A 23,544-nucleotide genomic window follows, 5' to 3' on the forward strand; every position below is an offset into this window, starting at 1 on the left:
CTCCGTTAGTTAAACCATGCGCCGAGCGGCAGGGTCACGTCCAGCAGGCGGTCGAAGGCGTACCAGAGTAAAATGCCCAGTACGACCCCGGAGATCCCCGCCGCAGGCAGCGAGGCGTTAAACAGTATGCCAATCACCATCGTCAGCAGGGCGGTGGCGATCGGGAAGCCGAGCCACTCAAAGCCCCACGCGTACATCAGCAGAACAATCACCATTACCAGCAGATGTTGCAGCGTGCGGCGTGGCGGCCACTCCACGGTGTCCGGATGGCGCAGCAGCAGGGCCACCGAACAGAGCAGCATCAGGCCAACAATGCCTACGGGAAAGGGGCGTGGCCCCACGGGTTCATAGCTGTATTCGCTGTGGATCTGCCAGGCGACGAACAGGCCGCCAATGCAGAGCAGCAGCCATATCCCGGCAAAAATGCGATCGCTCATAGCGCCTCCGGTTATTTCGCCAGACCAAAGGCTTTCGCCTGTTCGCGGTAGTCATTCACCTGTTTTTTCACGTACTCGTCCAGCTGCTTGCCGTTCAGGTTGAACTCAAACAGCCCGCGCAGATCGCGCTGTTTTTTGAACTCCTCGGTTTGCTGAAGTTTTGCGAAGGTATCCACCCACCACTGGTACTCGGCGTCGGTCACTTTTGGCCCGACGAAGAAGCCACGGATGATCGGCCAGACCAGGTTATAACCCTGCTCTTTGGCGGTTGGGACGTCTGCCAGCTGGCCCGGCAGACGGTTTTCCGAGAAGACCGCCAGCACGCGGATCTTATCCCCGCTCAGGTAGGGCACCATTTCGCTGAGATCGCCAGATACTGCCTGCACGTGATTGCCCATCAGCGCCGTCACCGGCTCACCGCCGCCTTCAAAGGCCACGTAACGCATTTTGTGCGGATCCACTTTGGCCTGTTGCGCCAGCAGCGCGGCTTTCATCCAGTCCTGGCTGCCGATAGAGGCGCCTGCGCCAATTACCACGCTGTTCGGATCTTTTTCCATGGCGTTCAGCAGATCTTTCAGGGATTTCCACGGGGAGTCCGCGCGAACGGCGATCATGCCGTAATCGGTGCCCACGGTGGCGAGCCAGCGCACGTCATTCACGTCATAACGACCAAATTTCCCCTGCGACAGGTTCAGCAGCGAGCCGCCGGAGAAGGCCACCACGGTGCCGGGTTCAGCAGGGCGCTGGGCGACGATGGCGTTATAGGCTACCGCGCCCACGCCGCCGGGCATGTAGGTGACGCGCATCGGTTTCTCAATGGCCTTCGTCTCCAGCAGGCTGACCTGAATCAGCTTACAGGTCAGGTCGAAGCCGCCGCCGGGTTTGGCCGGGGCGATACACTCGGTGCGGGACGGGGTGTCCTGCGCCTGGACGACAGAGGCACTCAACAGCAATACGCTTGCAGCAAGGGTAGAAAGTAATTGTTTTTTCATCGTTTATCCTCACGCCGGAGAACCGGGAGTACGGGTACGGGTGTCTTTTTTCTGATTATGTGAACCACCTTGTAGCGGTTCCGTTGCGTGATTGTTAAAACAATAACCTTTCATTTCCCTTTCACTGCGACACCAACTTTACAGGATGTGATATGCGTCTCTTACTGGCGGAAGATAATCGTGAGCTGGCTCACTGGCTGGAGAAAGCGCTGGTACAAAACGGATTTGCCGTGGATTGCGTCAACGATGGACGGGCGGCCGATCACCTTTTGCAGGGGGAAAACTATGCCGTCGCGATCCTTGATATCGGCATGCCCGGCTTCGACGGGCTGGAAGTGGTGCATCGTCTGAGAAAGCGCGGGCAGACGCTGCCGGTGCTATTTCTCACCGCCCGCAGCAACGTGGCAGACAGGGTTAAGGGGCTGAATGCCGGGGCGGATGACTATCTTCCGAAGCCGTTCGAGCTGGAGGAGCTTGATGCCCGCCTGCGCGCGCTGCTGCGCCGCAGCGAAGGGCGAACCCAGGAGCGCCAGCGGCTGGGAGAGCTGGAGTACGATGATGAAGGCTTTTTTCTGCTGCGCGATGAACCCCTTTCCCTCACGCCGCGCGAGCTCTCTTTACTGAAGGTGCTGATGCACCGCCGGACCCGTCCCGTCTCCCGGCAACAGCTCTTCGACCAGGTGTTCAGCCTGAACGACGACGTCAGCCCCGAGAGTATCGATCTCTATATTCACCGCCTGCGTAAGAAGCTGACCGGCAGCGGCGTGAGGATCACCACCCTCCGGGGACTGGGCTACGTGCTGGAGTGCGGCGATGAAGTGGGTTAAGCCGCAGTCGCTTTACCTGCAACTTTTGCTCTTTCTGGGTTTGCCGCTGCTGCTGTTATGGGGGCTGTCAGCCTTTAACAGCTACGTTAGCGCGCTACAGGCGGCGACGCAGGCCTATGACCGTACGCTGTTATCCTCGGCTCGCACCGTGTCTGAGCGGCTGGTGGTGCACAAGGGCAAGCTGCTGGTGAACGTGCCCTGGGTCGTGCTCGACAGCTTTGAGCTGAACATGAACGATCGCCTCTACTACAAGGTGGTTGACCCTGACGGGCGGACGATCTCCGGCTATGACGATCTGCCAAATATGCCTCCCTCCACGTCGCGCACCACTCACTATCCGGCGCTGGCGTGGTTTTATCATACCGAGTATCGCGGGCAGGCGATCCGCGTGGCGAAGCTGCTCCAGCCGGTTAACGAAGATAATGTGTTCGGGATGGCGGAAATTTACGTCGCAGAAACGTTGCAGTCGCGGCGCTATCTGGCCACACAGCTGCTGTTTTCCTCACTCGTGTCGCAGGGGCTGCTGGTGCTGCTGACGCTGGTCCTGACCGCCTGGCTGCTGCGCCGCGTGCTGCGCCCAATGCGGCAACTCTCTTCGCTGATGGTGCGCCGTGAGCCCGGGCTGCTGGCCCCGCTGCCGGAGCTGCTGCCCTGGTCGGAAACGCGGCTGCTGATTGTGGCGTTTAACCGTTACATCGACCGGTTGCGCGGCGTACTTTCGCGGCAGGAGCGCTTCAATGCCGATGCCTCACACCAGCTCAAAACGCCGCTGGCGGTGCTAAAAACGCAGGTATCCGTTGCTCTGACGCGTAACGATCCGGCGCTGTGGCAGGAGAGCTTACGGGCAATGAACGTTACGCTGGATAACACCATCGTGCTGACGGAAAGGCTGTTACAGCTTTCGGCGGTGAAGCGGAAAGAGCAGGGGGAGCGACAGTTTGCCCCTGTCGATCTGGTGCAGGTGGTGCAAAACTGCTGCTTTTCGCGGCTGGCACAGGCGCGCAGCAAGGGTATCGATCTCGGTTATGACGGCGTACAGCAGCCGGTAATGATTGAGGGGGATGACGTTTTGCTGGGCGAACTCTGCGCTAACCTGCTGGAGAATGCGATCAAATACACGCCGGAGCAGGGCATCGTGACGGTGTACCTGCGCATGGATAACGATGCCGTTGAGCTGAGCGTGGAGGACAGCGGACCGGGTATTGCCGAAGACCAGATCTCCCAGGCCATGCTGCCGTTTCATCGGCTGGATAACGTGGGCGATGCCGCCGGGTCCGGCATTGGCCTGGCGCTGTCCAACGATATTGCCCGCCTGCACCGCAGCCATCTTCAGCTGATGCCCAGTGAAAATCTGGGCGGCCTGTGCGTAAAAATGCGTTTTTTATTGATGATATAAATACCGATATTATCAAATCGTTACAAACTAATTGCCCGATGTCCACTGAGCGCATTGATCCCACAGACAGTCAGGTTAAAATCTCGCGGTTTTTGGACATCTCTGAATATATTGTGCGGGATCACGACAATGAAAAAAGTGGCATTAATGGGCTTAGGCCTGATGTTTGTATCGGCAGCAGCCAACGCTATTTCCTTCAACGGCTCGGCGGGCGAAGATTATACCCACCTGGGCTTTGGTCTTGGCACGGATAGCGCAGGCCTGGCGATGACCGGCGGCTGGACGCATAACGACGACGATGGGGATGCGGCAAGCCTGGGGCTGGGCTTCAACGTACCTTTGGGTCCTTTCCTGGCGACAGTCGGCGGTAAAGGGATTTACACCAACCCGAACGACGGTGACGAAGGTTACGCGGCGGCAGTGGGCGGCGGTTTGCAATGGAAAATCGGCGACAGCTTTGGCCTGTTCGGTGAGTACTACTACTCTCCGGATTCCCTCTCCAGCGGTATCGATAGCTATGAGGAAGCCAACGTGGGTGGACGCTGGACCATCATCCGTCCTGTCACCATCGAAGCGGGTTATCGTTATCTGAACCTGGCAGGTAAAGACGGCCACCGCGACAACGCGCTGGCAGATGGTCCCTACATCGGTGTGAGCGCAGGTTTCTAATCCTTTCGGCGCGGCGTTCAGTCGCGCCAGTTTCTCTCTTCCCCCGGTCTTCGATTGCGCTATAGTGTTTTGACCATTGAAATGGGAGAACACAATGATAAACGTGGAAATGTTATCCACTGGCGACGAAGTGCTGCATGGGCAAATCATTGATACCAATGCCGCCTGGCTCGCCGATCTCTTCTTTGAGCAAGGATTACCGTTAACGCGCCGCAACACCGTGGGTGACAATCTTGAGTCGCTGGTCAACGTTCTGCGCGAGCGCAGCGAACGCTGCGACGTGCTGATTGTGAACGGCGGGCTTGGGCCCACCAGCGACGATCTCAGCGCGCTGGCCGCCGCCACGGCCAGAGGTGAAGGCCTGGTCCTGCACGAGGCGTGGCTGGCACAGATGGAGCGATTTTTCTCTGAGCGTGGCCGCGTGATGGCCCCCAGCAACCGCAAGCAGGCTGAAATTCCCGCCAGCGCGGAACTGATTGATAACCCGGTCGGCACCGCCTGCGGGTTTGCCGTTCAGTTGAACCGCTGCCTGATGTTCTTCACTCCGGGCGTGCCGTCGGAATTTAAAGTGATGGTCGAGCAGCAGATCCTGCCGCGCCTGCGCGCGCGCTTCACGCTGCCTGAACCGCCGCTGTGCCTGCGTCTGACCACCTTTGGCCGCTCGGAAAGCGACCTGGCCCAGAGCCTCGATCACCTGCAACTGCCTCCCGGCGTGTCGATGGGCTATCGTTCCTCCATGCCGATTATTGAACTAAAGCTGACCGGACCGGCGTCAGAGAAAGCCGCCATGCTGGCACTGTGGCCGGAAGTGCAGCGCGTCGCCGGGGAAAGCCTGATTTTCGAAGGAACGGAAGGGCTGCCGGCGCAGATCGCAGCGCATTTGCAGTCCCGCCAGCTGAGCGTGACGTTAAGCGAGCAGTTTACCGGTGGGCTTCTGGCGCTTCAGCTTACCCGGGCGGGTGCGCCGCTGCTGGCCAGTGAAGTGGTGCCGTTCCAGCAGGAGACGCTGGCGCAGACGGCGCGCTGGGCATCCGAGCGCAGAGTGAAGCATTTCGCCGGACTGGCGCTTTTTGTGGGCGGGCTGGATGAGGAGCATCTCAACTTCGCCCTGGCAACGCCGGAAGGGACCCACGCCCTGCGGGTGAAGATGAGTATTACCCGCCACAGCCTGGCCGTGCGTCAGGAGATGTGCGCGATGATGGCGCTGAACATGCTGCGCCGCTGGCTGAACGGGAAAGAGGTCGCCAGCGAGCACGGCTGGATCAACGTCGTGGAATCGCTGTTTGTAGAGTGAGAATGTGCCGGGGGAGTGTCCCCGGCAACGGTTACGCCAGTGCGTTTGCCAGCAAGGTAATGGGATGTTCACAGCGTTTGCTGGTGGACATCTCGATCTGCCACTTGCAGGTTTCACAGTCCGTCACCACGATATCTGCGCCGCTCTCTTCAATCTGCCGGAACAGCGGCGCGCCAATGGCCTGTGACGTTGGGTAGTTTTCACGCTTGAATCCGTAGGTGCCAGCGATGCCGCAGCAGCGTGAGTCCAGCACCGTCAGCTCCAGCCCCGGGATCAGCCGCAGCAGCTCCAGCGTATAGATCGACCAGCCCATCTTCTCCATATGACATGGCGTGTGATACACCACCTTCAGCGGCAATTTGCCCAGCGGTAACGTCTGCCCGCTGTCAAGCTTGCGCCAGAGAAAGCGAGTCGCCAGCTCAATGTGCTCGCGCAAGCCGGTGTTATCCACATCCAGCAGATGCGGATATTCATCGCGCAGCGTGAAGGTACAGGTTGACGACGTCGCCAGTACCGGGATCCCGTTGTCGACGATCGCCTCGCGCAAAGAGGTGACGTTGCTTTTCGCCTGCCTGCGCGCTTTGTCAGTAAAACCGTTGGCAATCAGCGGAACGCCGCAGCACTTCTCTTTGCTCAGCAGCTGAACGCCCGTCCCCATGGCGTTCAGCACTTTCAGCAGGTCTTTCCCCAGCTGCGGATGGTTGTAGTTCACGTAGCAGCCGTGGAAGAAGGCAACCTGCTCAGCGAACTGCGCCTGTTCTGCCGCCACGGATTTATACCAGCGGCGGAAGGTGCCGTGAGAATATTTCGGCAGACTGCGGTGATGGTCGATTTTGAGCGTCGCATCCAGCAGCCTGCGCACCGGCTTCAGGGCGGTGGCGGCATTGACGACCGGCGCGAAAGGCGTCGAGAGGCTGCCCATCAGATCGGTGTGGCTCAGTATCGCGTCGCGCAGCGTCGGTTTTTGCGTACTGTAGCGGGCGCGGGCGCGCTGGATGATATCGCCTATTTTCACGTCCGACGGGCAGGCAACTTCGCAGCGTTTACAATTGATACAGTATTTCAGCGCCTCGTCGTAGAGCGCGCCGTCCTTCAGGCGTAGACGCTCCCCGTCGGGGCCGGCCTGTTTCGGGCCGGGATAGCGCGGATCGACGCCGCTGACCGGGCAAACCGTGGTGCAGACCGTGCATTTGATACAGCTTTCAAATCGGGTGTCGTTCATTGTGCTCCCTCCCTGCGCTGGATAATCTGCTCCGCGACATGCAGCGCGGTGACGGCGCAGACGCCGCCACCGCAGCCCTGTGCCACGGGATCGTACCCGCCCAGAACCGAGCCGATGGCGTAAAGATTTTCAACCGGTTCCCCGCCCAGCTGCGGGCGCAGCTGGGTATCGACGATCACGCCGAACTGCTGCCAGGGCTGCGGGGTGAAGAAATCGCTTTGATACCAGTCCGCGCGGGAAGCGCTTTGCCGGACGTCCAGCCCGAGAATTGCCTCACGCACGCCATCCCGGCTGCTTAGCAGACCGTTACTGAAGAAGCTGCCGCTTGCCAGCACCGTATAGCGTGCACGAAGCGGGATGTCGCCGTGGTTGCGGGTCCAGATTTCGCTTACCGCGCCCTCAGCCAGGGTGATTTTTTTCACCTCGTCGCCTGCCATCCAGACGCCACCCTGGGCAACAAACTGACGCTGAAGCTGGGTGTGCAGACGAATGCCGGGCACGGAAGGGGGGAGCGTCGGCAGTAAACCGAGCGTACAGGGCAGGCGCGCCGAGAGCCAGCGCCAGAGCCGGTTGTCCGTTAAGCCAAAACAGGCGGGCATAAACAGGGCGTCGCAGGTCTCGCCGAGCGGTTGAAGCGCCGCGTACAGCTGCGGCCAGTAACTTTCATTATCCAGCAGGCGGGCAATGTTCACCGCACGAAACTCGCTGGGGTTTTCGCGCAGCACGTCGAGTTCGGGGAGATCAATCTCCGCCGTATCCACCTGAACACCCTGCTGTCTGAGAGACGCGGCGGCCAGATGCGGCTGGAAATCGAGGAAGCCGCTGATCCCCACCACCCGCACGCGCTCGGCAGCGATGGGGGCGACAGGCACCTCTTCCGGGCTAAGCCAGGCGGCGCGCAGGGTGCCGAGCGGCGTGACGCGCTGATGATTTTGCTCGGCGTCACCCTGCATGCGTGCGCCGCAGGTGGTGAGCAGGTGTTCGGTTTCGCAGGCAAAGCGGGCCATATTCTCTGCGCCCGTCAGGCGGTAGGGATGTTCAGGCGGCAGATCGGCGAACGATAGCGCGCCCAGTAAATCCAGCGAGCCGGAGGAGAAGTGCAGGGCACTTTGACCGCGAGTGACAATGGCGCAGCGCAGACCCCGCTGCGTCAGTTTGAGACCGCACAGCAGGCCCGCCAGCCCTCCACCCACAATCACGGTATCAAATTTCATGGTTGTGCTCCTTCTCCAGACCGCAAAGTCCCTGATAGACCCAGCGGGTAAACTCACTTTCGCGCAGGGCATCGCCCCAGGCGACGGGCTGAATGCCTTTCCAGCGCTCATTTAAAAAATCGCTGAGCTGGGCGAGCGACTGGGTTGAGGAGGTGGCATGAAAACGTTGCAGCAGCCCGGCGGCACGGCAGGCGCACAGCTCCCCCTGACAGGTGCCCATCCCGACTCGCGTGCGGCGGCGTAAATCAAGCAGGTTGTTCACCGTCAGGTTTTCCACGGCATATTGCACCTCGCCTGCGGTCACGGCTTCGCATTCGCACACCAGGCTGCGGCTGAGTCGCCCTTCACCAAGCCAGGTCGGGGTGCGGTCGCCGTGGCGGTAAATCGCCGAACCGCGAAGCGGGGCAGGAAGTGAAATGATTTTGTGCAGCGTTTTTTCTGTCGATTGCTGCGAGCCGGGCAGGGCCCGCTCCGCCGTCACGCACGGCGCGGTGTTACCGAGCTTACGGCAGACGGCATCGGTGGCCCACTCCGCCATCAGCCGGTAGGTCATCAGCTTGCCGCCGGTAATGGTGATAAACCCGTCCATGCCGTCGCGTTCGGCGTGATCTAGCAGCACGATGCCGCGGCTGACGTTACGCCCGCTCGGATCGTTGTCGCTGGCGACGAGGGGACGCACGCCCGCGTAGGCACGCAGAATACGCGTCTGCGCCATCACCGGGGCCAGCTTTTCCCCTTCGCGCAGCAGAATATCCACCTCTTCGGCGGTAACGCGGTTGTAATCAATTTCGCTGTAGTCCACATGCATTGAGGTCGTGCCGATCAACGAAATGGTGTCCCCCGGCACGAGGATGTCGGCGTCAGACGGTTTACGGCAGCGGTTGATGACATGATTATTGATGCGATGGTCGAGGATCAGCAGCGAGCCTTTGGCCGGGAACATGCGGACGGATAAATCGGCGTATTCCGCGATGCGCTGGCCCCAGATCCCCGCCGCGTTGACCACGACGGTGGCATACAGCTCGCGGTGTTCATTGTACTGCGTATCACACACGCGCACCCCGCGCACGGTATTACCTTCACGAATAAGCCCGGTGACGTGATGCCCGGTCAGGATCTGTGCGCCGTGTTCCCGCGCGTCGAGCATATTGGCGGCGGTCAGGCGGAAAGGATCAATGGTTCCGTCAGGCACTTTTACCGCGCCCAGTAACGCCGGGTTTACCGAGGGTTCAAGACGGCGCGCCTGTGCAGGATCGAGCGCCTCGGCCTGAATGCCTGCCGCCGTGCAGGCGGTGATAAGGGTTTGCTGAAAGCCGAGATCATCTTCGGGAAGGGTGATAAAAAGGCCGTTGGTTGGTTCAACGCAGTGGCGGGCGATGCGCCTGAGGATCTGGTTTTCTGCAATACACTCGCGCGCGGACTCAGCGTCAGTGACCGCATAGCGGGCGCCGCTGTGCAACAGACCGTGGTTACGCCCCGTTGCGCCGGTGGCGATGTCGTGGCGCTCCAGAAGCGTGACGCTCAATCCCCGCAGGGCGCAGTCGCGTGCGATGCCGGCACCCGTCGCGCCACCGCCAATGATAATCACATCGCTGAAGCGTGGATCGTGAATTGTCATTGCCTTTCCTCTATGTTCGTTTTTTAGCATTTAGCCACATTGATCGTGTGGTTTGTTTGATTTCGAACATAAACGCGCTAAATTCGAAAGTGAAACGTGATTTCATGCGCTTTTTTGCGCATTCTGTCATATTTCTGTAACAATCTGTGCGTTGATTCACAGTAACATTCACCGTGATTTCTTAACATCGCCGCCTCTGTAGCCGGGCGCGAGATGCCCGGTCATTTTTGAAAGGCCACGGAGGCTGTTATGCTCAGTATCTTTAAACCTGCGCCACACCGGGCGCGACTGCCAGAGGCAGAGATTGATCCTCTCTACCGCCGTCTGCGTTGGCAAATCTTCCTCGGGATCTTCTTCGGGTATGCGGCGTACTATCTGGTACGTAAAAACTTTGCGCTCGCCATGCCGTACCTGGTGGAACAAGGCTTCTCCCGCGGCGATCTGGGCTTTGCGCTGTCGGGGATCTCCATCGCGTACGGTTTTTCGAAGTTCATTATGGGGTCGGTGTCGGATCGCTCGAATCCGCGCGTGTTCCTGCCCGCCGGTCTGATCCTCGCGGCAGCGGTGATGCTGTTCATGGGCTTTGTGCCATGGGCGACCTCCAGCATTGCCGTCATGTTCGTACTGCTGTTCCTCTGCGGCTGGTTCCAGGGGATGGGGTGGCCGCCATGCGGACGTACCATGGTGCACTGGTGGTCACAGAAAGAGCGCGGTGGGATTGTATCGGTCTGGAACTGCGCGCATAACGTCGGGGGCGGGCTTCCGCCGCTGCTGTTCCTGCTGGGGATGGCCTGGTTCAACGACTGGCACGCGGCGCTCTATATGCCTGCCTTTGGCGCCATTCTGGTGGCGATTATCGCCTTCGCCCTGATGCGCGACACGCCGCAGTCCTGCGGCCTGCCGCCGATTGAAGAGTACAAAAACGACTACCCGGATGATTATAGCGAGAAGCACGAAGAAGAGCTGACCGCGAAACAGATCTTCATGAAGTATGTGCTGCCAAACAAGCTGCTGTGGTACATCGCGGTGGCGAACGTGTTTGTCTACCTGCTGCGCTACGGCATCCTCGACTGGTCCCCGACTTACCTGAAAGAGGTGAAGCACTTCGCGCTGGATAAATCCTCCTGGGCCTATTTCCTGTATGAATACGCGGGCATTCCCGGCACGCTGATCTGCGGCTGGATGTCGGACAAAGTGTTCAAGGGCAACCGTGGGGCGACAGGCGTGTTCTTTATGACGCTGGTGACCATCGCGACGGTCGTTTACTGGCTTAACCCGCCGGGTAATCCGGGTGTGGATATGGCCTGTATGATCGTAATCGGCTTCCTGATTTATGGTCCGGTTATGCTGATCGGCCTGCACGCGCTGGAGCTGGCGCCGAAGAAAGCGGCAGGCACGGCGGCAGGCTTTACCGGTCTGTTTGGCTACCTCGGCGGTTCAGTGGCGGCAAGTGCCATCGTCGGTTACACCGTCGATTTCTTCGGCTGGGACGGTGGCTTTATGGTGATGATTGGCGGCAGCGTGCTGGCGGTTCTGCTGTTGATCGTCGTGATGATCGGTGAAAAACGTCACCATGCCGAGGTGCTGGCGCGTCGTCAGTAAGGAGCATTGCGATGAAATTAACTCAGTTAGCGACAGGCCTGCTGCTGGCGGGCCTGATGACAGGCTCCGCGCTGGCGGCGGATAAAATCGTGATCGCCCACCGTGGCGCCAGCGGTTATCTGCCGGAGCATACGCTGCCGGCAAAAGCGATGGCCTATGCCCAGGGCGCGGATTATCTGGAGCAGGATCTGGTGATGACGAAGGACGACCAGCTGGTCGTTCTGCATGACCACTATCTTTACCGCGTGACGGACGTGGCGGAGCGTTTCCCGAACCGCACCCGTAAAGATGGCCGCTACTACGCCATCGACTTCACGCTGGCGGAGATCCGCTCGCTGAAGTTTACCGAGGGCTTCGAGATTGAGAACGGTAAGAAGGTGCAGGTCTATCCGGGGCGTTTCCCGATGGGCAAGTCTGACTTCCGTATTCACACCTTCGAAGAGGAGATCGAGTTTGTTCAGGGGCTGAACCACTCGACGGGCAAAAATATCGGTATCTACCCGGAAATCAAAGCGCCGTGGTTCCACCATCAGGAAGGAAAAGACATTGCCGCGAAGACGCTGGAGGTACTGAAAAAGTACGGCTACACCAGCAAGAAGGATAAGGTTTTCCTGCAATGTTTCGATGCCGCGGAACTAAAGCGCATCAAAACTGAGCTGGAGCCGAAGATGGGAATGGATCTCAATCTGGTGCAGCTGATTGCCTATACCGACTGGAATGAAACTCAGGAAAAACAGCCGGACGGGAAGTGGGTGAACTACAGCTACGACTGGATGTTTAAGCCGGGCGCGATGAAGCAGATTGCGCAGTACGCCGACGGCATCGGGCCGGATTACCACATGCTGGTGGCGGAAGGCTCAACGCCGGGCCACGTGAAGCTGACGGCGATGGTGAAAGAGGCGCATGCGAACAAGATGCAGGTGCATCCGTATACCGTGCGTGCAGACCAGCTGCCGGATTATGCGACGGACGTGGATCAGCTTTACGACGTGCTGTATAACCAGGCGGATGTGGACGGATTGTTTACGGATTTCCCGGATAAAGCGGTCGAATTCATTCACCGGAAGTAGGTTTTGTAGGTCGGGTAAGGCGAAGCCGCCACCCGACAATCAGGCTCTGCGGCCTGATGCCCTCACCCTAACCCTCTCCCACCGGGCTGAGGGATCCCCAGTAATTTTTTTATGCAGAAGCAATAAAGTTGCTTTCTAAATGACTGAGGGCTGTCAGCGATGCCCTGGTCCGGCTGTAAATCGCTGAGGCGTTTGCCTTCCGGCCGGGGCGAGGCGCAGGGATGCGCCGAGTGGGCGGCTTTACAGGGACGTTGCCTCCGCCCGTACCCGATAAGCCGGAAGGAATAAGCCGAGGGCACCGCGAAGCGGCGATTTACCGCCGGGAGCCCGGGTCGCCAGGGTGGTGGCGACTGAGCCACCCTGGCACGTGTTCACCGGTCATGTCGTTACAGAGTAGCAAGGAACATAAAGTGAACGGAATGACCACCACCGCCGTATGTTCCCCTCACCCTAACCCTCTCCCCGGAGGGGCGAGGGGATTGCTCAGTGCTCGCATTAATTTGTGGGGAACCCTCAGCCCACCGGGAGAGGGGATAAGGACAACATCACATCTCGATCTCTATATCGCCTTTTGCCCGGCAGCAGCAGGGCAAAATTTCCCCTTCACTGATAAAGGCCAGCGGTTCGGTCAGCCAGTCTACCTGGCCTGCGACCAGACGGCAGCGGCAGGAGCCGCAGTAGCCTTCACGACACTGGTACTCGACTTCTACCTGATGTGCTTCAAGCGCCACCAGCAGAGAAGGGTGCTCTTCCTGGCACAACACCTCTGTACCCGAAAGGCTCAGCGTTACGCGGCTCATCAGAGCTGGAAATCGCTCAGGTCGTCGGTGTTGACTTCAGAATCAATCTGACCGACCAGGTAAGAACTCACTTCCACTTCCTGCGGCGCGACCTGCACGTTATCGGACACCAGCCAGGTGTTGATCCACGGGATTGGGTTAGAGCGCGTCTGGAACGGCAGGTCGAGACCGACGGCCTGCATGCGGATGTTGGTGATGTACTCAACGTACTGGCACAGAATGTCTTTGTTCAGGCCAATCATGGAGCCGTCGCGGAACAGGTAGTCTGCCCACTCTTTCTCCTGCTGGGCCGCCAGCACGAACAGGTCGTAGCATTCCTGTTTGCACTCTTCCGCAATTTCCGCCATCTCCGGATCGTCTGCACCGCTGCGCAGCAGGTTCAGCATATGCTGAGTCCCGGTCAGGTGCAGGGCTTCGTCACGGGCAATCAGACGGATAATTTTGGCGTTGCCTTCCATCAGTTTGCGCTCGGCAAACGCGAAGGAGCAGGCGAAGCTCACGTAGAAGCGGATTGCTTCCAGGGCGTTGACGCTCATCAGGCACAGATAGAGCTGTTTTTTCAGGGTCCGCAGGTTTACGGTGACGGTTTTACCGTTCACGTTGTGCGTACCTTCGCCCAGCAGATGCCAGTAGCTGGTCATCTCGATCAGTTCGTCATAGTAGTGCGCAATGCCTTCGGCGCGCTTCTGGATCTGTTCGTTGGTGACGATATCATCAAACACCACCGCCGGATCGTTCACGATGTTGCGGATGATGTGGGTGTAAGAGCGGGAGTGGATCGTCTCGGAGAACGCCCAGGTCTCAACCCAGGTTTCCAGCTCAGGAATCGAGATCAGCGGCAGCAGCGCCACGTTCGGACTACGACCCTGAATGGAGTCCAGCAGCGTCTGGTATTTCAGGTTGCTGAGGAAGATGTGCTTTTCGTGTTCCGGCAGCGCCTGGAAATCGATACGGTCGCGGGAAACGTCAACTTCTTCCGGACGCCAGAAGAAAGAGAGTTGCTTTTCAATCAGCTTTTCGAAGATGTCATATTTTTGCTGATCGTAGCGTGCCACGTTGACCGGCTGGCCGAAGAACATCGGCTCTTTGAGCTGGTCGTTTTTCGTCTGTGAAAAGGTGGTATATGCCATTGCGGTGAGTCCTGTGGTGTTATTTCCCCTCACCCCGGCCCTCTCCCACAGGGAGAGGGGGAAAGAGTTCCCTCTCCCTGTGGGAGAGGGTTAGGGTGAGGGAATTTATTAGATCTTACATGCGCCGCTTTCGCAGCCATCGTCCTGAATTGACGGCGCCAGGTCGTCCTGGGCGTCTTCCGCACCATCACGGGTGTTGTGATAGTACAGCGTTTTCACGCCAAATTTGTAGGCGGTGAGCAGGTCTTTCAGCAGTTGCTGCATCGGAACCTTGCCTGACGGGAAGCGCGTCGGGTCGTAGTTGGTATTGGCAGAGATCGACTGGTCGATAAACTTCTGCATGATACCCACCAGTTGCAGGTAGCCATCGTTGTTTGGCATTTCCCACAGCAGCTCGTAGTTGTTGCCCAGCGTTTCGTAATCCGGTACCACCTGACGCAGCACGCCGTCTTTCGACGCTTTGATGCTGACGTGGCCGCGCGGTGGCTCAATACCGTTGGTGGCGTTTGAGATCTGCGAAGAGGTCTCGGACGGCATTAAGGCAGAGAGCGTGGAGTTACGCAGGCCGTGAGTTTTAATGGACTCGCGCAGGCCTTCCCAGTCGAGGTGCAGCGGCTCGCTGACGATCGCATCCAGGTCTTTTTTGTAGGTGTCGATCGGCAGAATGCCTTTCGCGTAGGTGGTTTCATTGAACCACGGGCACGCGCCTTGCTCTTTCGCCAGCTCGTTGGAGGCTTTCATCAGGTAGTACTGAATGGCTTCGAACGTCTGGTGCGTCAGATTGTTGGCGCTGCCGTCGGAGTAACGCTTGCCGTTTTTCGCCAGCCAGTAGGCGAAGTTGATCACGCCGATACCTAAAGTGCGACGGCCCATTGCGCCGCGTTTTGCCGCCGGGATTGGGTAATCCTGGTAGTCCAGCAGGGCGTCGAGCGCACGAACCGCCAGCACGGCCAGCTCTTCCAGCTCGTCCAGGCTCTTAATCGCACCCAGGTTGAACGCAGAGAGCGTACACAGGGCGATTTCACCGTTTTCATCGTTCACATCGTCCAGCGGTTTGGTCGGCAGGGCGATCTCCAGGCACAGGTTGGACTGGCGCACTGGCGCAACCACCGGATCGAACGGGCTGTGGGTGTTGCAGTGGTCAACGTTCTGGATGTAGATACGGCCGGTAGAGGCACGTTCCTGCATCATCAGGGAGAACAGATCGACCGCCTTCACGCGCTGCTTGCGGATGCTGTCGTCTTTTTCGTATTTGGTGTACAGACGCTCGAATTCGTCCTGATCAGCGAAGAACGCGTCGTACAGACCCGGGACGTCGGATGGGCTGAACAGGGTGATATCTTCACCTTTCAGCAGGCGGGTGTACATCAGCTTGTTGATCTGCACGCCGTAGTCCATGTGACGCACGCGGTTGCCTTCCACGCCGCGGTTGTTCTTCAGAACCAGCAGGCTTTCCACTTCCAGGTGCCACATTGGGTAGAACAGGGTCGCAGCGCCACCGCGCACGCCGCCCTGAGAGCAGGATTTTACCGCCGTCTGGAAGTGCTTGTAGAACGGGATACAGCCGGTGTGGAACGCTTCACCGCCGCGGATCGGGCTGCCAAGCGCACGGATACGACCAGCGTTGATGCCGATACCAGCACGCTGGGAGACGTATTTCACGATGGCGCTGGAGGTCGCGTTGATGGAATCCAGGCTGTCACCACACTCGATCAGTACGCAGGAGCTGAACTGACGGGTAGGGGTACGCACGCCAGACATGATTGGCGTAGGCAGAGAAATCTTGAACGTAGAGACCGCATCGTAGAAACGCTTCACGTAGTCCAGACGGGTTTCACGTGGATAATTAGAGAACAGGCAGGCGGCCACCAGAATATAGAGGAACTGAGCGCTCTCGTAGATTTCGCCCGTCACACGGTTCTGAACCAGGTATTTGCCTTCGAGCTGCTTCACCGCCGCGTAGGAGAAGTTCATGTCGCGCCAGTGATCGATAAACCCGTTCATCTGCTCGAACTCTTCTTCCGTATAGTCTTCCAGCAGATGCGTGTCGTATTTGCCCAGCTCAACCATTTTCACTACGTGATCGTAAAGCTTTGGCGGCTCGAACTGGCCGTAGGCTTTCTTACGCAGGTGGAAAATCGCCAGACGCGCAGCGAGGTACTGATAATCCGGTGCATCGCGGGAGATCAGATCTGCCGCTGCTTTGATAATGGTTTCGTGGATATCAGACGTTTTGATGCCGTCGTAGAACTGAATGTGAGAACGCAGTTCGACCTGGGATATAGATACGTTGTTCAGTCCTTCTGCTGCCCAGTCGAGAACTCGATGGATTTTGTCCAGATTGATACGCTCGGTAGTACCGTCGCGCTTTGTCACCAGCAGACTCTGATTCATGTGGGTTTTTACCTGTCCGTGAAATAAAAAAATATCCCCCGCTTATCCACAGAACCGTCTTGTGACTAACTCTGTGGATAAATACTACATATAGGGGTTTTGCGATAAGAAGAACGCTATATGGTGAGTATTCTAGTATCGAATCTTTTCAGCACAAGGGTTGATTTTGACGTTAAATTGAGGTTGTGAAAGGGTAAAAAAGGCTAAGTCCTCGTACCGTAAGGCCTGGAAGAGATGTCAATATTCCAGAAAAAAAATTCAAAATTTGATCGAGTGCTGATTTCTTCAACGGGAGGTCAGAATTGCGCAACATGATGTCGCGCAATCTTTATAAGAATAACGAATGACGTTAGTCGTTTTTGGCGGTTGTGTGCAACATATAGTTAACATCCACGCCCGGGGCAAGTTTGAATTTATCCGTCAGAGGATTGTAGTGCAGACCCGTCATGTGCTGCTCCTTAAGCCATGTCTGGTCAACCCAGCCCAGCAGTTCGGCAGGCTTGATGAACTTCTTCACGTCGTGCGTCCCTTTCGGCACCATGCGCAGCACATATTCCGCGCCTACCACGGCCATCAGCCAGGCTTTGCCGTTGCGGTTGATGGTCGAGAAGAAGACCTGTCCACCCGGTTTCACCAGTTTTGCACAGGCGCTGACGACCGACTGCGGATCGGGAACGTGCTCCAGCATCTCCATGCAGGTCACCACGTCATACTGGTGCGCATGTTTAGCCGCGTGCTCTTCCACGGTTTCCTGGACATATTCTACCTGTACGCCGGACTCCAGCGCATGAAGACGCGCAACCTGTAGAGGTTCGAAGCCCATGTCCAGACCGGTGACGGTGGCCCCTTCGCGCGCCATGCTTTCCGCCAGGATGCCGCCACCGCAGCCGACGTCGAGCACTTTCTTACCGAACAGACCGCCGGAACGCTCCGCGATATAGCCCAGACGTAGCGGGTTAATACGATGCAGAGGTTTGAACTCACCTTCGAGATCCCACCAGCGGGACGCCACCGCTTCAAATTTGGCAATCTCTTCGTGGTCAACGTTGTGAGCCACCGGGGATTTTTCGGCATTCATGGGCGCTTTTACTCCTTATTTAGCAAGACAAATGAGTATATCAGGCAATCCCTGTGAATAAAGCGTATAGGTTTACCTGTATCACCGCGGCTGTGTTATAATTTGCGACCTTTGAATCCGGGATACAGTAGAGGGATAGCGGTTAGATGAGCGACCTTGCGAGAGAAATTACACCGGTTAACATCGAGGAAGAGCTGAAAAGCTCCTATCTGGACTATGCGATGTCGGTCATTGTTGGCCGTGCGCTGCCGGACGTCCGCGATGGCCTTAAGCCGGTACACCGTCGCGTACTATACGCCATGAACGTATTGGGCAATGACTGGAATAAAGCCTACAAAAAATCTGCCCGTGTCGTTGGTGACGTAATCGGTAAATACCATCCCCATGGTGATTTCGCGGTGTACGACACCATTGTCCGTATGGCGCAGCCTTTCTCGCTGCGTTACATGCTGGTAGATGGTCAGGGTAACTTTGGTTCTATCGACGGCGACTCCGCCGCGGCAATGCGTTATACGGAAATCCGTCTGGCGAAGATTGCCCATGAGCTGATGGCTGACCTGGAAAAAGAGACGGTTGATTTCGTTGATAACTACGACGGCACGGAAAAAATTCCTGACGTTATGCCAACGAAGATCCCAAACCTGCTGGTGAACGGTTCGTCCGGTATCGCAGTGGGTATGGCGACCAATATTCCGCCGCACAACATCACGGAAGTGATTAACGGCTGCCTGGCCTACATCGACGATGAAGACATCAGCATTGAAGGGCTGATGGAACACATCCCGGGCCCGGACTTCCCGACGGCGGCAATCATCAACGGCCGTCGCGGTATTGAAGAAGCGTACCGTACCGGTCGCGGCAAGATTTACATCCGTGCCCGCGCCGAAGTGGAAGCGGACGCCAAAACCGGCCGTGAAACCATTATTGTTCACGAGATCCCGTATCAGGTGAACAAAGCGCGTCTGATTGAAAAAATCGCCGAGCTGGTAAAAGAAAAACGCGTTGAAGGCATCAGCGCGCTGCGCGACGAGTCTGACAAAGACGGTATGCGCATCGTGATTGAAATCAAGCGCGACGCGGTGGGTGAAGTTGTGCTGAACAACCTTTACTCCCAGACTCAGCTTCAGGTCTCCTTCGGTATCAACATGGTTGCGCTGCACCATGGCCAGCCGAAGATCATGAACCTGAAAGAGATCCTGAGCGCGTTTGTGCGTCACCGCCGTGAAGTGGTGACTCGCCGTACCATCTTTGAACTGCGCAAAGCGCGCGATCGTGCCCATATCCTTGAAGCACTGGCCGTTGCGCTGGCGAACATCGACCCGATAATCGAACTGATCCGCCGTGCGCCGACGCCGGCAGAAGCGAAGGCGTCGCTGGTTGCGCGTCCATGGGATCTGGGCAACGTGGCGGCGATGCTGGAACGTGCCGGCGATGATGCTGCGCGTCCTGAGTGGCTGGAGCCGGAATTCGGCGTGCGTGACGGTCAGTACTATCTGACTGAACAGCAGGCCCAGGCGATTCTGGATCTGCGTTTGCAGAAACTGACCGGCCTTGAGCATGAAAAACTGCTCGACGAGTACAAAGAGCTGCTGGAGCAGATTGCCGAGCTGCTGCATATCCTGGGTAGCGCAGAGCGCCTGATGGAAGTGATCCGTGAAGAGCTGGAGCTGGTTCGCGATCAGTTCGGCGACGAGCGTCGCACCGAAATCACGGCCAACAGCTCTGATATCAACATTGAAGATCTGATCAACCGCGAAGACGTGGTCGTGACGCTGTCTCACCAGGGTTACGTGAAGTATCAGCCGTTGACCGACTACGAAGCACAGCGTCGTGGCGGTAAAGGTAAATCTGCGGCGCGTATTAAAGAAGAAGACTTCATTGACCGTCTGCTGGTGGCCAACACCCACGACACGATCCTCTGCTTCTCCAGCCGGGGCCGTCTGTACTGGATGAAAGTCTATCAGCTGCCGGAAGCGAGCCGTGGCGCGCGGGGTCGACCTATCGTTAACCTGCTGCCGCTGGAAGCGAACGAACGTATCACCGCCATTCTGCCGGTACGCGAGTACGAAGAGGGCGTGAACGTCTTTATGGCAACCGCGAGCGGTACCGTGAAGAAAACCGCGCTGACCGAATTCAGCCGTCCACGTTCCGCCGGGATCATCGCGGTGAACCTGAACGAAGGCGACGAGCTGATCGGCGTGGATCTGACCTCCGGTTCTGATGAAGTGATGCTGTTCTCTGCGGCCGGTAAAGTGGTGCGCTTTAAAGAGAACGCCGTGCGCGCAATGGGTCGTACGGCGACCGGCGTGCGTGGTATCAAGCTGGCGGGTGAAGACAGCGTGGTTTCCCTGATCGTTCCGCGTGGCGAAGGCGCAATCCTGACCGTCACCCAGAACGGCTACGGTAAACGTACGGCGGAAAGCGAATACCCGACCAAATCTCGCGGCACGCAGGGCGTTATCTCCATCAAAGTGACCGAGCGCAACGGTTCCGTTGTTGGCGCGGTACAGGTGGACGACGCGGACCAGATCATGATGATCACCGATGCCGGTACGCTGGTGCGTACCCGCGTGTCAGAGATCAGCGTGGTGGGTCGTAACACCCAGGGCGTTATCCTCATCCGTACTGCGGAAGATGAAAATGTCGTCGGTCTGCAACGCGTTGCTGAGCCGGTGGATGACGAAGAGCTCGACTCTATCGACGGCAGCGTCGCGGAAGGGGATGATGAAATCGTCCCGGAAGCGGACACCGATGATGAAGCAGCGGATGACGCTGACGAGTAACGTCTCCTGACGCATAAAGGGCCGGTTTCCGGCCCTTTTGTTTTGCGCAAGCAGACAAGTGAACGTTGCGACAAGCCGCGTTTACCGCTACCTTAACCACATTCTTTTTTCCCCGATGGCGGAGCCTCGCCCCTTTGAAATACCTCGTCTCCTTTCGTACCACGTTAAAAGTCTCTCGCTATCTGTTTCGGGCGCTTGCGCTACTGCTATGGTTGCTGGTGGCACTGCTCTCGGTGTTTTACATCGTTAACGCGTTACACCAGAAAGAAGCGGAGATCCGCCAGGAGTTTAACTTAAGCTCGGATCAGGCCCAGCGCTATATCCAGCGCACGTCTGACGTGATGAAAGAGCTTAAGTATATCGCTGAGAATCGACTGACGGCGGAGAACGGCATTCTTGCCCTCCGCGGTCGGGATGAAAAAACCGAAGTACCTGATTTCGAACCGCTCTTCCCGGACTCCGATTGTTCCGCGATGGGCAAAGCCTGGCGTGGCTCACTGGAGTCCCTGTCATGGTTTATGCGCTACTGGCGCGATAATTTTTCGGCCGCTTACGATCTAAACCGCGTCTACCTGATTGGCAACGAAAATCTTTGCATGGCGGACTTCGGTCTGCGGGATATGCCCGTCGAACGCGAAGACGCGTTGAAAAGCCTGCATGAGCGGATAGTGAAATACCGCAATGCGCCTCAGGAAGAGCGCGGGAACAACATCTTCTGGATAAGCCAGGGGCCGCGCATGGGCGTCGGCTATTTCTATGCCCTGACTCCGGTTTACCTCGGAAACCGTCTGCAAGCGCTGCTGGGGATTGAACAAACCATCCGCATGGAAAACTTCTTCACGCCGGGCAGTCTGCCGATGGGCGTGACCATTCTGGATGAGAACGGCCACCCACTCATCTCCCTTACCGGGCCTGAAAACCGCCTGAAAGTGGAGCCCAGCTGGATGCAGGAGCGGTCATGGTTTGGCTATACCTCCGGGTTCCGCGAGCTGGTGCTGAAGAAAAGTTTACCGCCATCGTCGCTGAGCATTGTCTATTCGCTGCCGGTGGACAAGGTGCTGGAGCGCATTCGCATCCTGATCCTTAACGCCATTTTGTTGAACATCGCGGTAGGCGTCGCGCTGTTTATGCTGGCGAGAATGTATGAGCGGCGGATCTTTATTCCGGCGGAAGCGGATGCTCAGCGTCTGGAGGAGCACGAGCAGTTTAACCGTAAGATTGTCGCCTCGGCGCCGGTAGGGATCTGTATCCTGCGTACTCAGGACGGGACAAATATCCTCAGTAACGAGCTTGCCCATAACTACCTGAACATGCTCACGCATGAAGACCGCCAGCGGTTAACGCAGATCATCTGTGGGCAACAGGTTAACTTTGTGGATGTGCTGACCAGCACGCACACCAATCTGCAAATCAGCTTCGTCCATTCGCGCTACCGCAATGAAAACGTGGCGATTTGCGTGCTGGTGGACGTCTCCGCGCGCGTTAAGATGGAAGAGTCATTGCAGGATATGGCGCAGGCGGCGGAGCAGGCCAGCCAGTCGAAATCGATGTTCCTCGCGACCGTCAGCCATGAGCTGCGTACGCCGCTGTACGGCATTATCGGTAACCTCGATCTTCTCCAGACCAAAGAGCTGCCGAAAGGGGTCGACCGCCTGGTGACGGCGATGAACAACTCGTCCAGCCTGCTGCTGAAAATTATCAGCGATATTCTCGACTTCTCTAAAATTGAATCCGAGCAGTTGAAAATAGAACCGCGTGAGTTCTCCCCGCGCGAGGTGATGAACCATATCAGCGCCAACTATCTGCCGCTGGTGGTGCGCAAACAGCTGGGGCTGTACTGCTTTATCGAGCCGGATGTGCCACTGACGCTGCATGGCGATCCGATGCGTCTGCAACAGGTCATCTCGAACCTGCTAAGCAACGCCATCAAATTCACCGATATCGGCTGTATTGTGCTGCATGTCTGCCGGGCAGGGGAGTACCTGACTATTCGCGTACGCGACACGGGTGTTGGCATTCCGGCGAAAGAGGTCGTTCGCCTGTTCGATCCGTTCTTCCAGGTGGGGACGGGCGTCCAGCGTAATTTCCAGGGGACCGGGCTGGGTCTGGCGATATGCGAGAAGCTTATCAGCATGATGGACGGGGATATCTCCGTCGATACCGAGCCGGGTATGGGCAGCCAGTTCACCATCCGTATCCCGCTCTACTCGGCACACTATCCGGTGAAAACCACGGTCGACGGGCTGAGCGAAAAGCACTGCTGGCTGGCGGTGCACAACGCCTCCTTACATGATTTCCTGACCTCGATGCTGACCAGCAGCGGCGTGCGGGTCTCACGCTATGAAGGCCAGACGCCGGACGCAGATGACATGCTGATTACTGACGTTGAGTCAGACAAGGCGTGGGCGGGGCGGGGCGTGGTGATGTTCTGCCGCCGTCATATCGGTATTCCGATTGAGCGTTCGCCCGGGGTATGGGTGCACAGTGTGGCGACACCGCACGAAATGTTGGGCTTGCTGGCGCGTATTTACAGCGTACAGCTTGAGGACAGCGATGGCGCTACCGTGCTGGCTTCCCCTGATGAGCTGGCATCGGTGAATGACGATATGATGATTCTGGTCGTCGACGATCATCCGATTAACCGTCGTCTGCTCGCAGACCAGCTTGGCTCTCTGGGCTATCAGTGTAAAACGGCCAATGATGGCGTGGATGCCCTGAATGTCTTAAGTAAGAATCATATTGATATTGTGCTCAGTGATGTGAACATGCCTAACATGGACGGCTATCGTCTGACGCAGCGTATCCGACAGCTGGGGCTGACGCTGCCGGTGGTGGGGGTGACAGCCAACGCACTGGCGGAGGAGAAGCAGCGCTGTCTGGAGTCGGGAATGGACAGCTGCCTGTCGAAGCCGGTCACGCTGGATGTACTGAAGCAGACGCTATCCGTGTATGCGGAGCGGGTGCGAAAAGCGAGACAATAAAAAAGGCCCGAAAGGGCCTTTTTTATGTGTCCGACGG

The 23,544-nt window shown here is 57.8% G+C and carries 17 protein-coding genes; 8 read left to right on the forward strand and 9 right to left on the reverse strand.

Annotated elements, in window-relative coordinates; translation table 11 throughout:
* Nucleotides 1–5 precede the first annotated feature (5 nt).
* A complete protein-coding gene (locus L350_RS20805) occupies nt 6–437 on the reverse strand; it encodes a tripartite tricarboxylate transporter TctB family protein (RefSeq protein WP_032623876.1) in 432 nt (143 codons plus the stop codon).
* Nucleotides 438–448: 11 nt separating this feature from the next.
* Nucleotides 449–1,429 (reverse strand): Bug family tripartite tricarboxylate transporter substrate binding protein, encoded by a 981-nt coding sequence (locus tag L350_RS20800; RefSeq protein ID WP_032623877.1) that lies wholly within the window; start codon nt 1,427–1,429, stop codon nt 449–451.
* Nucleotides 1,430–1,581: 152 nt separating this feature from the next.
* On the opposite strand from L350_RS20800, the gene tctD reads away from it, so the two are divergent.
* The 4 genes from tctD (at nt 1,582) to L350_RS20780 (ending at nt 5,615) form a co-directional block, all read left to right on the forward strand.
* Entirely contained in the window at nt 1,582–2,256 is a 675-nt protein-coding gene (gene tctD / locus L350_RS20795) for a transcriptional regulator TctD (protein ID WP_017693014.1), read from the forward strand.
* On the forward strand, nt 2,243–3,652 hold the full coding sequence (locus L350_RS20790) for a sensor histidine kinase (protein WP_032623879.1): 1,410 nt from the start codon (nt 2,243–2,245) through the stop codon (nt 3,650–3,652). The genes tctD and L350_RS20790 overlap by 14 nt, the downstream gene beginning before the upstream one ends.
* A 129-nt stretch (nt 3,653–3,781) precedes the next feature.
* Complete coding sequence (locus tag L350_RS20785; RefSeq protein WP_022648809.1) at nt 3,782–4,321, forward strand: YfaZ family outer membrane protein; 540 nt, start codon at nt 3,782–3,784, stop codon at nt 4,319–4,321.
* Between the two features lie 94 nt (nt 4,322–4,415).
* Nucleotides 4,416–5,615 (forward strand): nicotinamide mononucleotide deamidase-related protein YfaY, encoded by a 1,200-nt coding sequence (locus tag L350_RS20780; protein WP_032623880.1) that lies wholly within the window; start codon nt 4,416–4,418, stop codon nt 5,613–5,615.
* A gap of 31 nt (nt 5,616–5,646) precedes the next feature.
* Here the strand turns inward: L350_RS20780 and glpC are convergent, their stop codons facing one another.
* Genes glpC through glpA form a run of 3 tightly spaced genes read right to left on the reverse strand, consistent with a single transcriptional unit; the run spans nt 5,647 to nt 9,669 of the window.
* The gene (gene glpC / locus L350_RS20775; protein WP_023306631.1) at nt 5,647–6,837 is read right to left on the reverse strand and encodes an anaerobic glycerol-3-phosphate dehydrogenase subunit GlpC; all 1,191 of its coding nucleotides are present in this window, start codon (nt 6,835–6,837) and stop codon (nt 5,647–5,649) included.
* Nucleotides 6,834–8,051, reverse strand: a complete 1,218-nt coding sequence (gene glpB / locus L350_RS20770) for a glycerol-3-phosphate dehydrogenase subunit GlpB (RefSeq protein ID WP_032623881.1) — start codon at nt 8,049–8,051, stop codon at nt 6,834–6,836. Before glpB ends, glpC begins: the two co-directional genes overlap by 4 nt.
* Entirely contained in the window at nt 8,041–9,669 is a 1,629-nt protein-coding gene (glpA, locus tag L350_RS20765; RefSeq protein WP_032623883.1) for an anaerobic glycerol-3-phosphate dehydrogenase subunit A, read from the reverse strand. Before glpA ends, glpB begins: the two co-directional genes overlap by 11 nt.
* A gap of 249 nt (nt 9,670–9,918) precedes the next feature.
* Between glpA and glpT the strand changes: the two genes are divergently transcribed.
* On the forward strand, nt 9,919–11,271 hold the full coding sequence (gene glpT, locus L350_RS20760) for a glycerol-3-phosphate transporter (RefSeq protein WP_022648804.1): 1,353 nt from the start codon (nt 9,919–9,921) through the stop codon (nt 11,269–11,271).
* An 11-nt stretch (nt 11,272–11,282) separates the two neighbouring features.
* Nucleotides 11,283–12,341 carry a glycerophosphodiester phosphodiesterase gene (gene glpQ / locus L350_RS20755; RefSeq protein ID WP_032623884.1) on the forward strand — a complete coding sequence of 353 codons (1,059 nt, stop codon included), beginning with the start codon at nt 11,283–11,285 and terminating at the stop codon, nt 12,339–12,341.
* A 545-nt stretch (nt 12,342–12,886) separates the two neighbouring features.
* Here glpQ and yfaE read toward each other — a convergent pair.
* The 4 genes from yfaE to ubiG all read right to left on the reverse strand — a co-directional run bounded on the left by yfaE (nt 12,887) and on the right by ubiG (nt 17,743).
* Complete coding sequence (gene yfaE / locus L350_RS20750; protein WP_003859419.1) at nt 12,887–13,141, reverse strand: class I ribonucleotide reductase maintenance protein YfaE; 255 nt, start codon at nt 13,139–13,141, stop codon at nt 12,887–12,889.
* Complete coding sequence (gene nrdB, locus L350_RS20745) at nt 13,141–14,271, reverse strand: class Ia ribonucleoside-diphosphate reductase subunit beta (protein ID WP_022648802.1); 1,131 nt, start codon at nt 14,269–14,271, stop codon at nt 13,141–13,143. The genes yfaE and nrdB overlap by 1 nt, the downstream gene beginning before the upstream one ends.
* 108 nt (nt 14,272–14,379) lie before the next feature.
* A complete protein-coding gene (nrdA, locus tag L350_RS20740) occupies nt 14,380–16,665 on the reverse strand; it encodes a class 1a ribonucleoside-diphosphate reductase subunit alpha (protein WP_023300610.1) in 2,286 nt (761 codons plus the stop codon).
* A 349-nt stretch (nt 16,666–17,014) separates the two neighbouring features.
* Nucleotides 17,015–17,743, reverse strand: coding sequence for a bifunctional 2-polyprenyl-6-hydroxyphenol methylase/3-demethylubiquinol 3-O-methyltransferase UbiG (ubiG, locus tag L350_RS20735; protein ID WP_006811346.1), 729 nt, complete (start codon nt 17,741–17,743; stop codon nt 17,015–17,017).
* Between the two features lie 146 nt (nt 17,744–17,889).
* On the opposite strand from ubiG, the gene gyrA reads away from it, so the two are divergent.
* Both gyrA and rcsC read left to right on the forward strand, forming a co-directional pair.
* Nucleotides 17,890–20,526 carry a DNA topoisomerase (ATP-hydrolyzing) subunit A gene (gyrA, locus tag L350_RS20730; protein WP_032623886.1) on the forward strand — a complete coding sequence of 879 codons (2,637 nt, stop codon included), beginning with the start codon at nt 17,890–17,892 and terminating at the stop codon, nt 20,524–20,526.
* Between the two features lie 134 nt (nt 20,527–20,660).
* Entirely contained in the window at nt 20,661–23,507 is a 2,847-nt protein-coding gene (gene rcsC / locus L350_RS20725; RefSeq protein ID WP_022648799.1) for a two-component system sensor histidine kinase RcsC, read from the forward strand.
* The last annotated feature ends 37 nt before the right edge of the window (nt 23,508–23,544 follow it).

The sequence above is a fragment of the Enterobacter sp. MGH 4 genome (assembly GCF_000534735.1).
GTDB classification, from domain to species: Bacteria; Pseudomonadota; Gammaproteobacteria; order Enterobacterales; family Enterobacteriaceae; genus Enterobacter; species Enterobacter intestinihominis.

Bases quoted from the DNA above. Each gene is read 5' to 3' on its own strand.
- glpQ (WP_032623884.1), top strand. From the start codon at position 11,283: ATGAAATTAACTCAGTTAGCGACAGGCCTGCTGCTGGCGGGCCTGATG.
- ubiG (WP_006811346.1), bottom strand. From the start codon at position 17,743: ATGAATGCCGAAAAATCCCCGGTGGCTCACAACGTTGACCACGAAGAG.
- glpB (WP_032623881.1), bottom strand. From the start codon at position 8,051: ATGAAATTTGATACCGTGATTGTGGGTGGAGGGCTGGCGGGCCTGCTG.
- yfaE (WP_003859419.1), bottom strand. From the start codon at position 13,141: ATGAGCCGCGTAACGCTGAGCCTTTCGGGTACAGAGGTGTTGTGCCAG.
- gyrA (WP_032623886.1), top strand. From the start codon at position 17,890: ATGAGCGACCTTGCGAGAGAAATTACACCGGTTAACATCGAGGAAGAG.
- glpC (WP_023306631.1), bottom strand. From the start codon at position 6,837: ATGAACGACACCCGATTTGAAAGCTGTATCAAATGCACGGTCTGCACC.
- L350_RS20805 (WP_032623876.1), bottom strand. From the start codon at position 437: ATGAGCGATCGCATTTTTGCCGGGATATGGCTGCTGCTCTGCATTGGC.
- glpT (WP_022648804.1), top strand. From the start codon at position 9,919: ATGCTCAGTATCTTTAAACCTGCGCCACACCGGGCGCGACTGCCAGAG.
- tctD (WP_017693014.1), top strand. From the start codon at position 1,582: ATGCGTCTCTTACTGGCGGAAGATAATCGTGAGCTGGCTCACTGGCTG.
- L350_RS20780 (WP_032623880.1), top strand. From the start codon at position 4,416: ATGATAAACGTGGAAATGTTATCCACTGGCGACGAAGTGCTGCATGGG.
- L350_RS20785 (WP_022648809.1), top strand. From the start codon at position 3,782: ATGAAAAAAGTGGCATTAATGGGCTTAGGCCTGATGTTTGTATCGGCA.
- L350_RS20790 (WP_032623879.1), top strand. From the start codon at position 2,243: ATGAAGTGGGTTAAGCCGCAGTCGCTTTACCTGCAACTTTTGCTCTTT.
- L350_RS20800 (WP_032623877.1), bottom strand. From the start codon at position 1,429: ATGAAAAAACAATTACTTTCTACCCTTGCTGCAAGCGTATTGCTGTTG.
- nrdB (WP_022648802.1), bottom strand. From the start codon at position 14,271: ATGGCATATACCACCTTTTCACAGACGAAAAACGACCAGCTCAAAGAG.
- nrdA (WP_023300610.1), bottom strand. From the start codon at position 16,665: ATGAATCAGAGTCTGCTGGTGACAAAGCGCGACGGTACTACCGAGCGT.
- glpA (WP_032623883.1), bottom strand. From the start codon at position 9,669: ATGACAATTCACGATCCACGCTTCAGCGATGTGATTATCATTGGCGGT.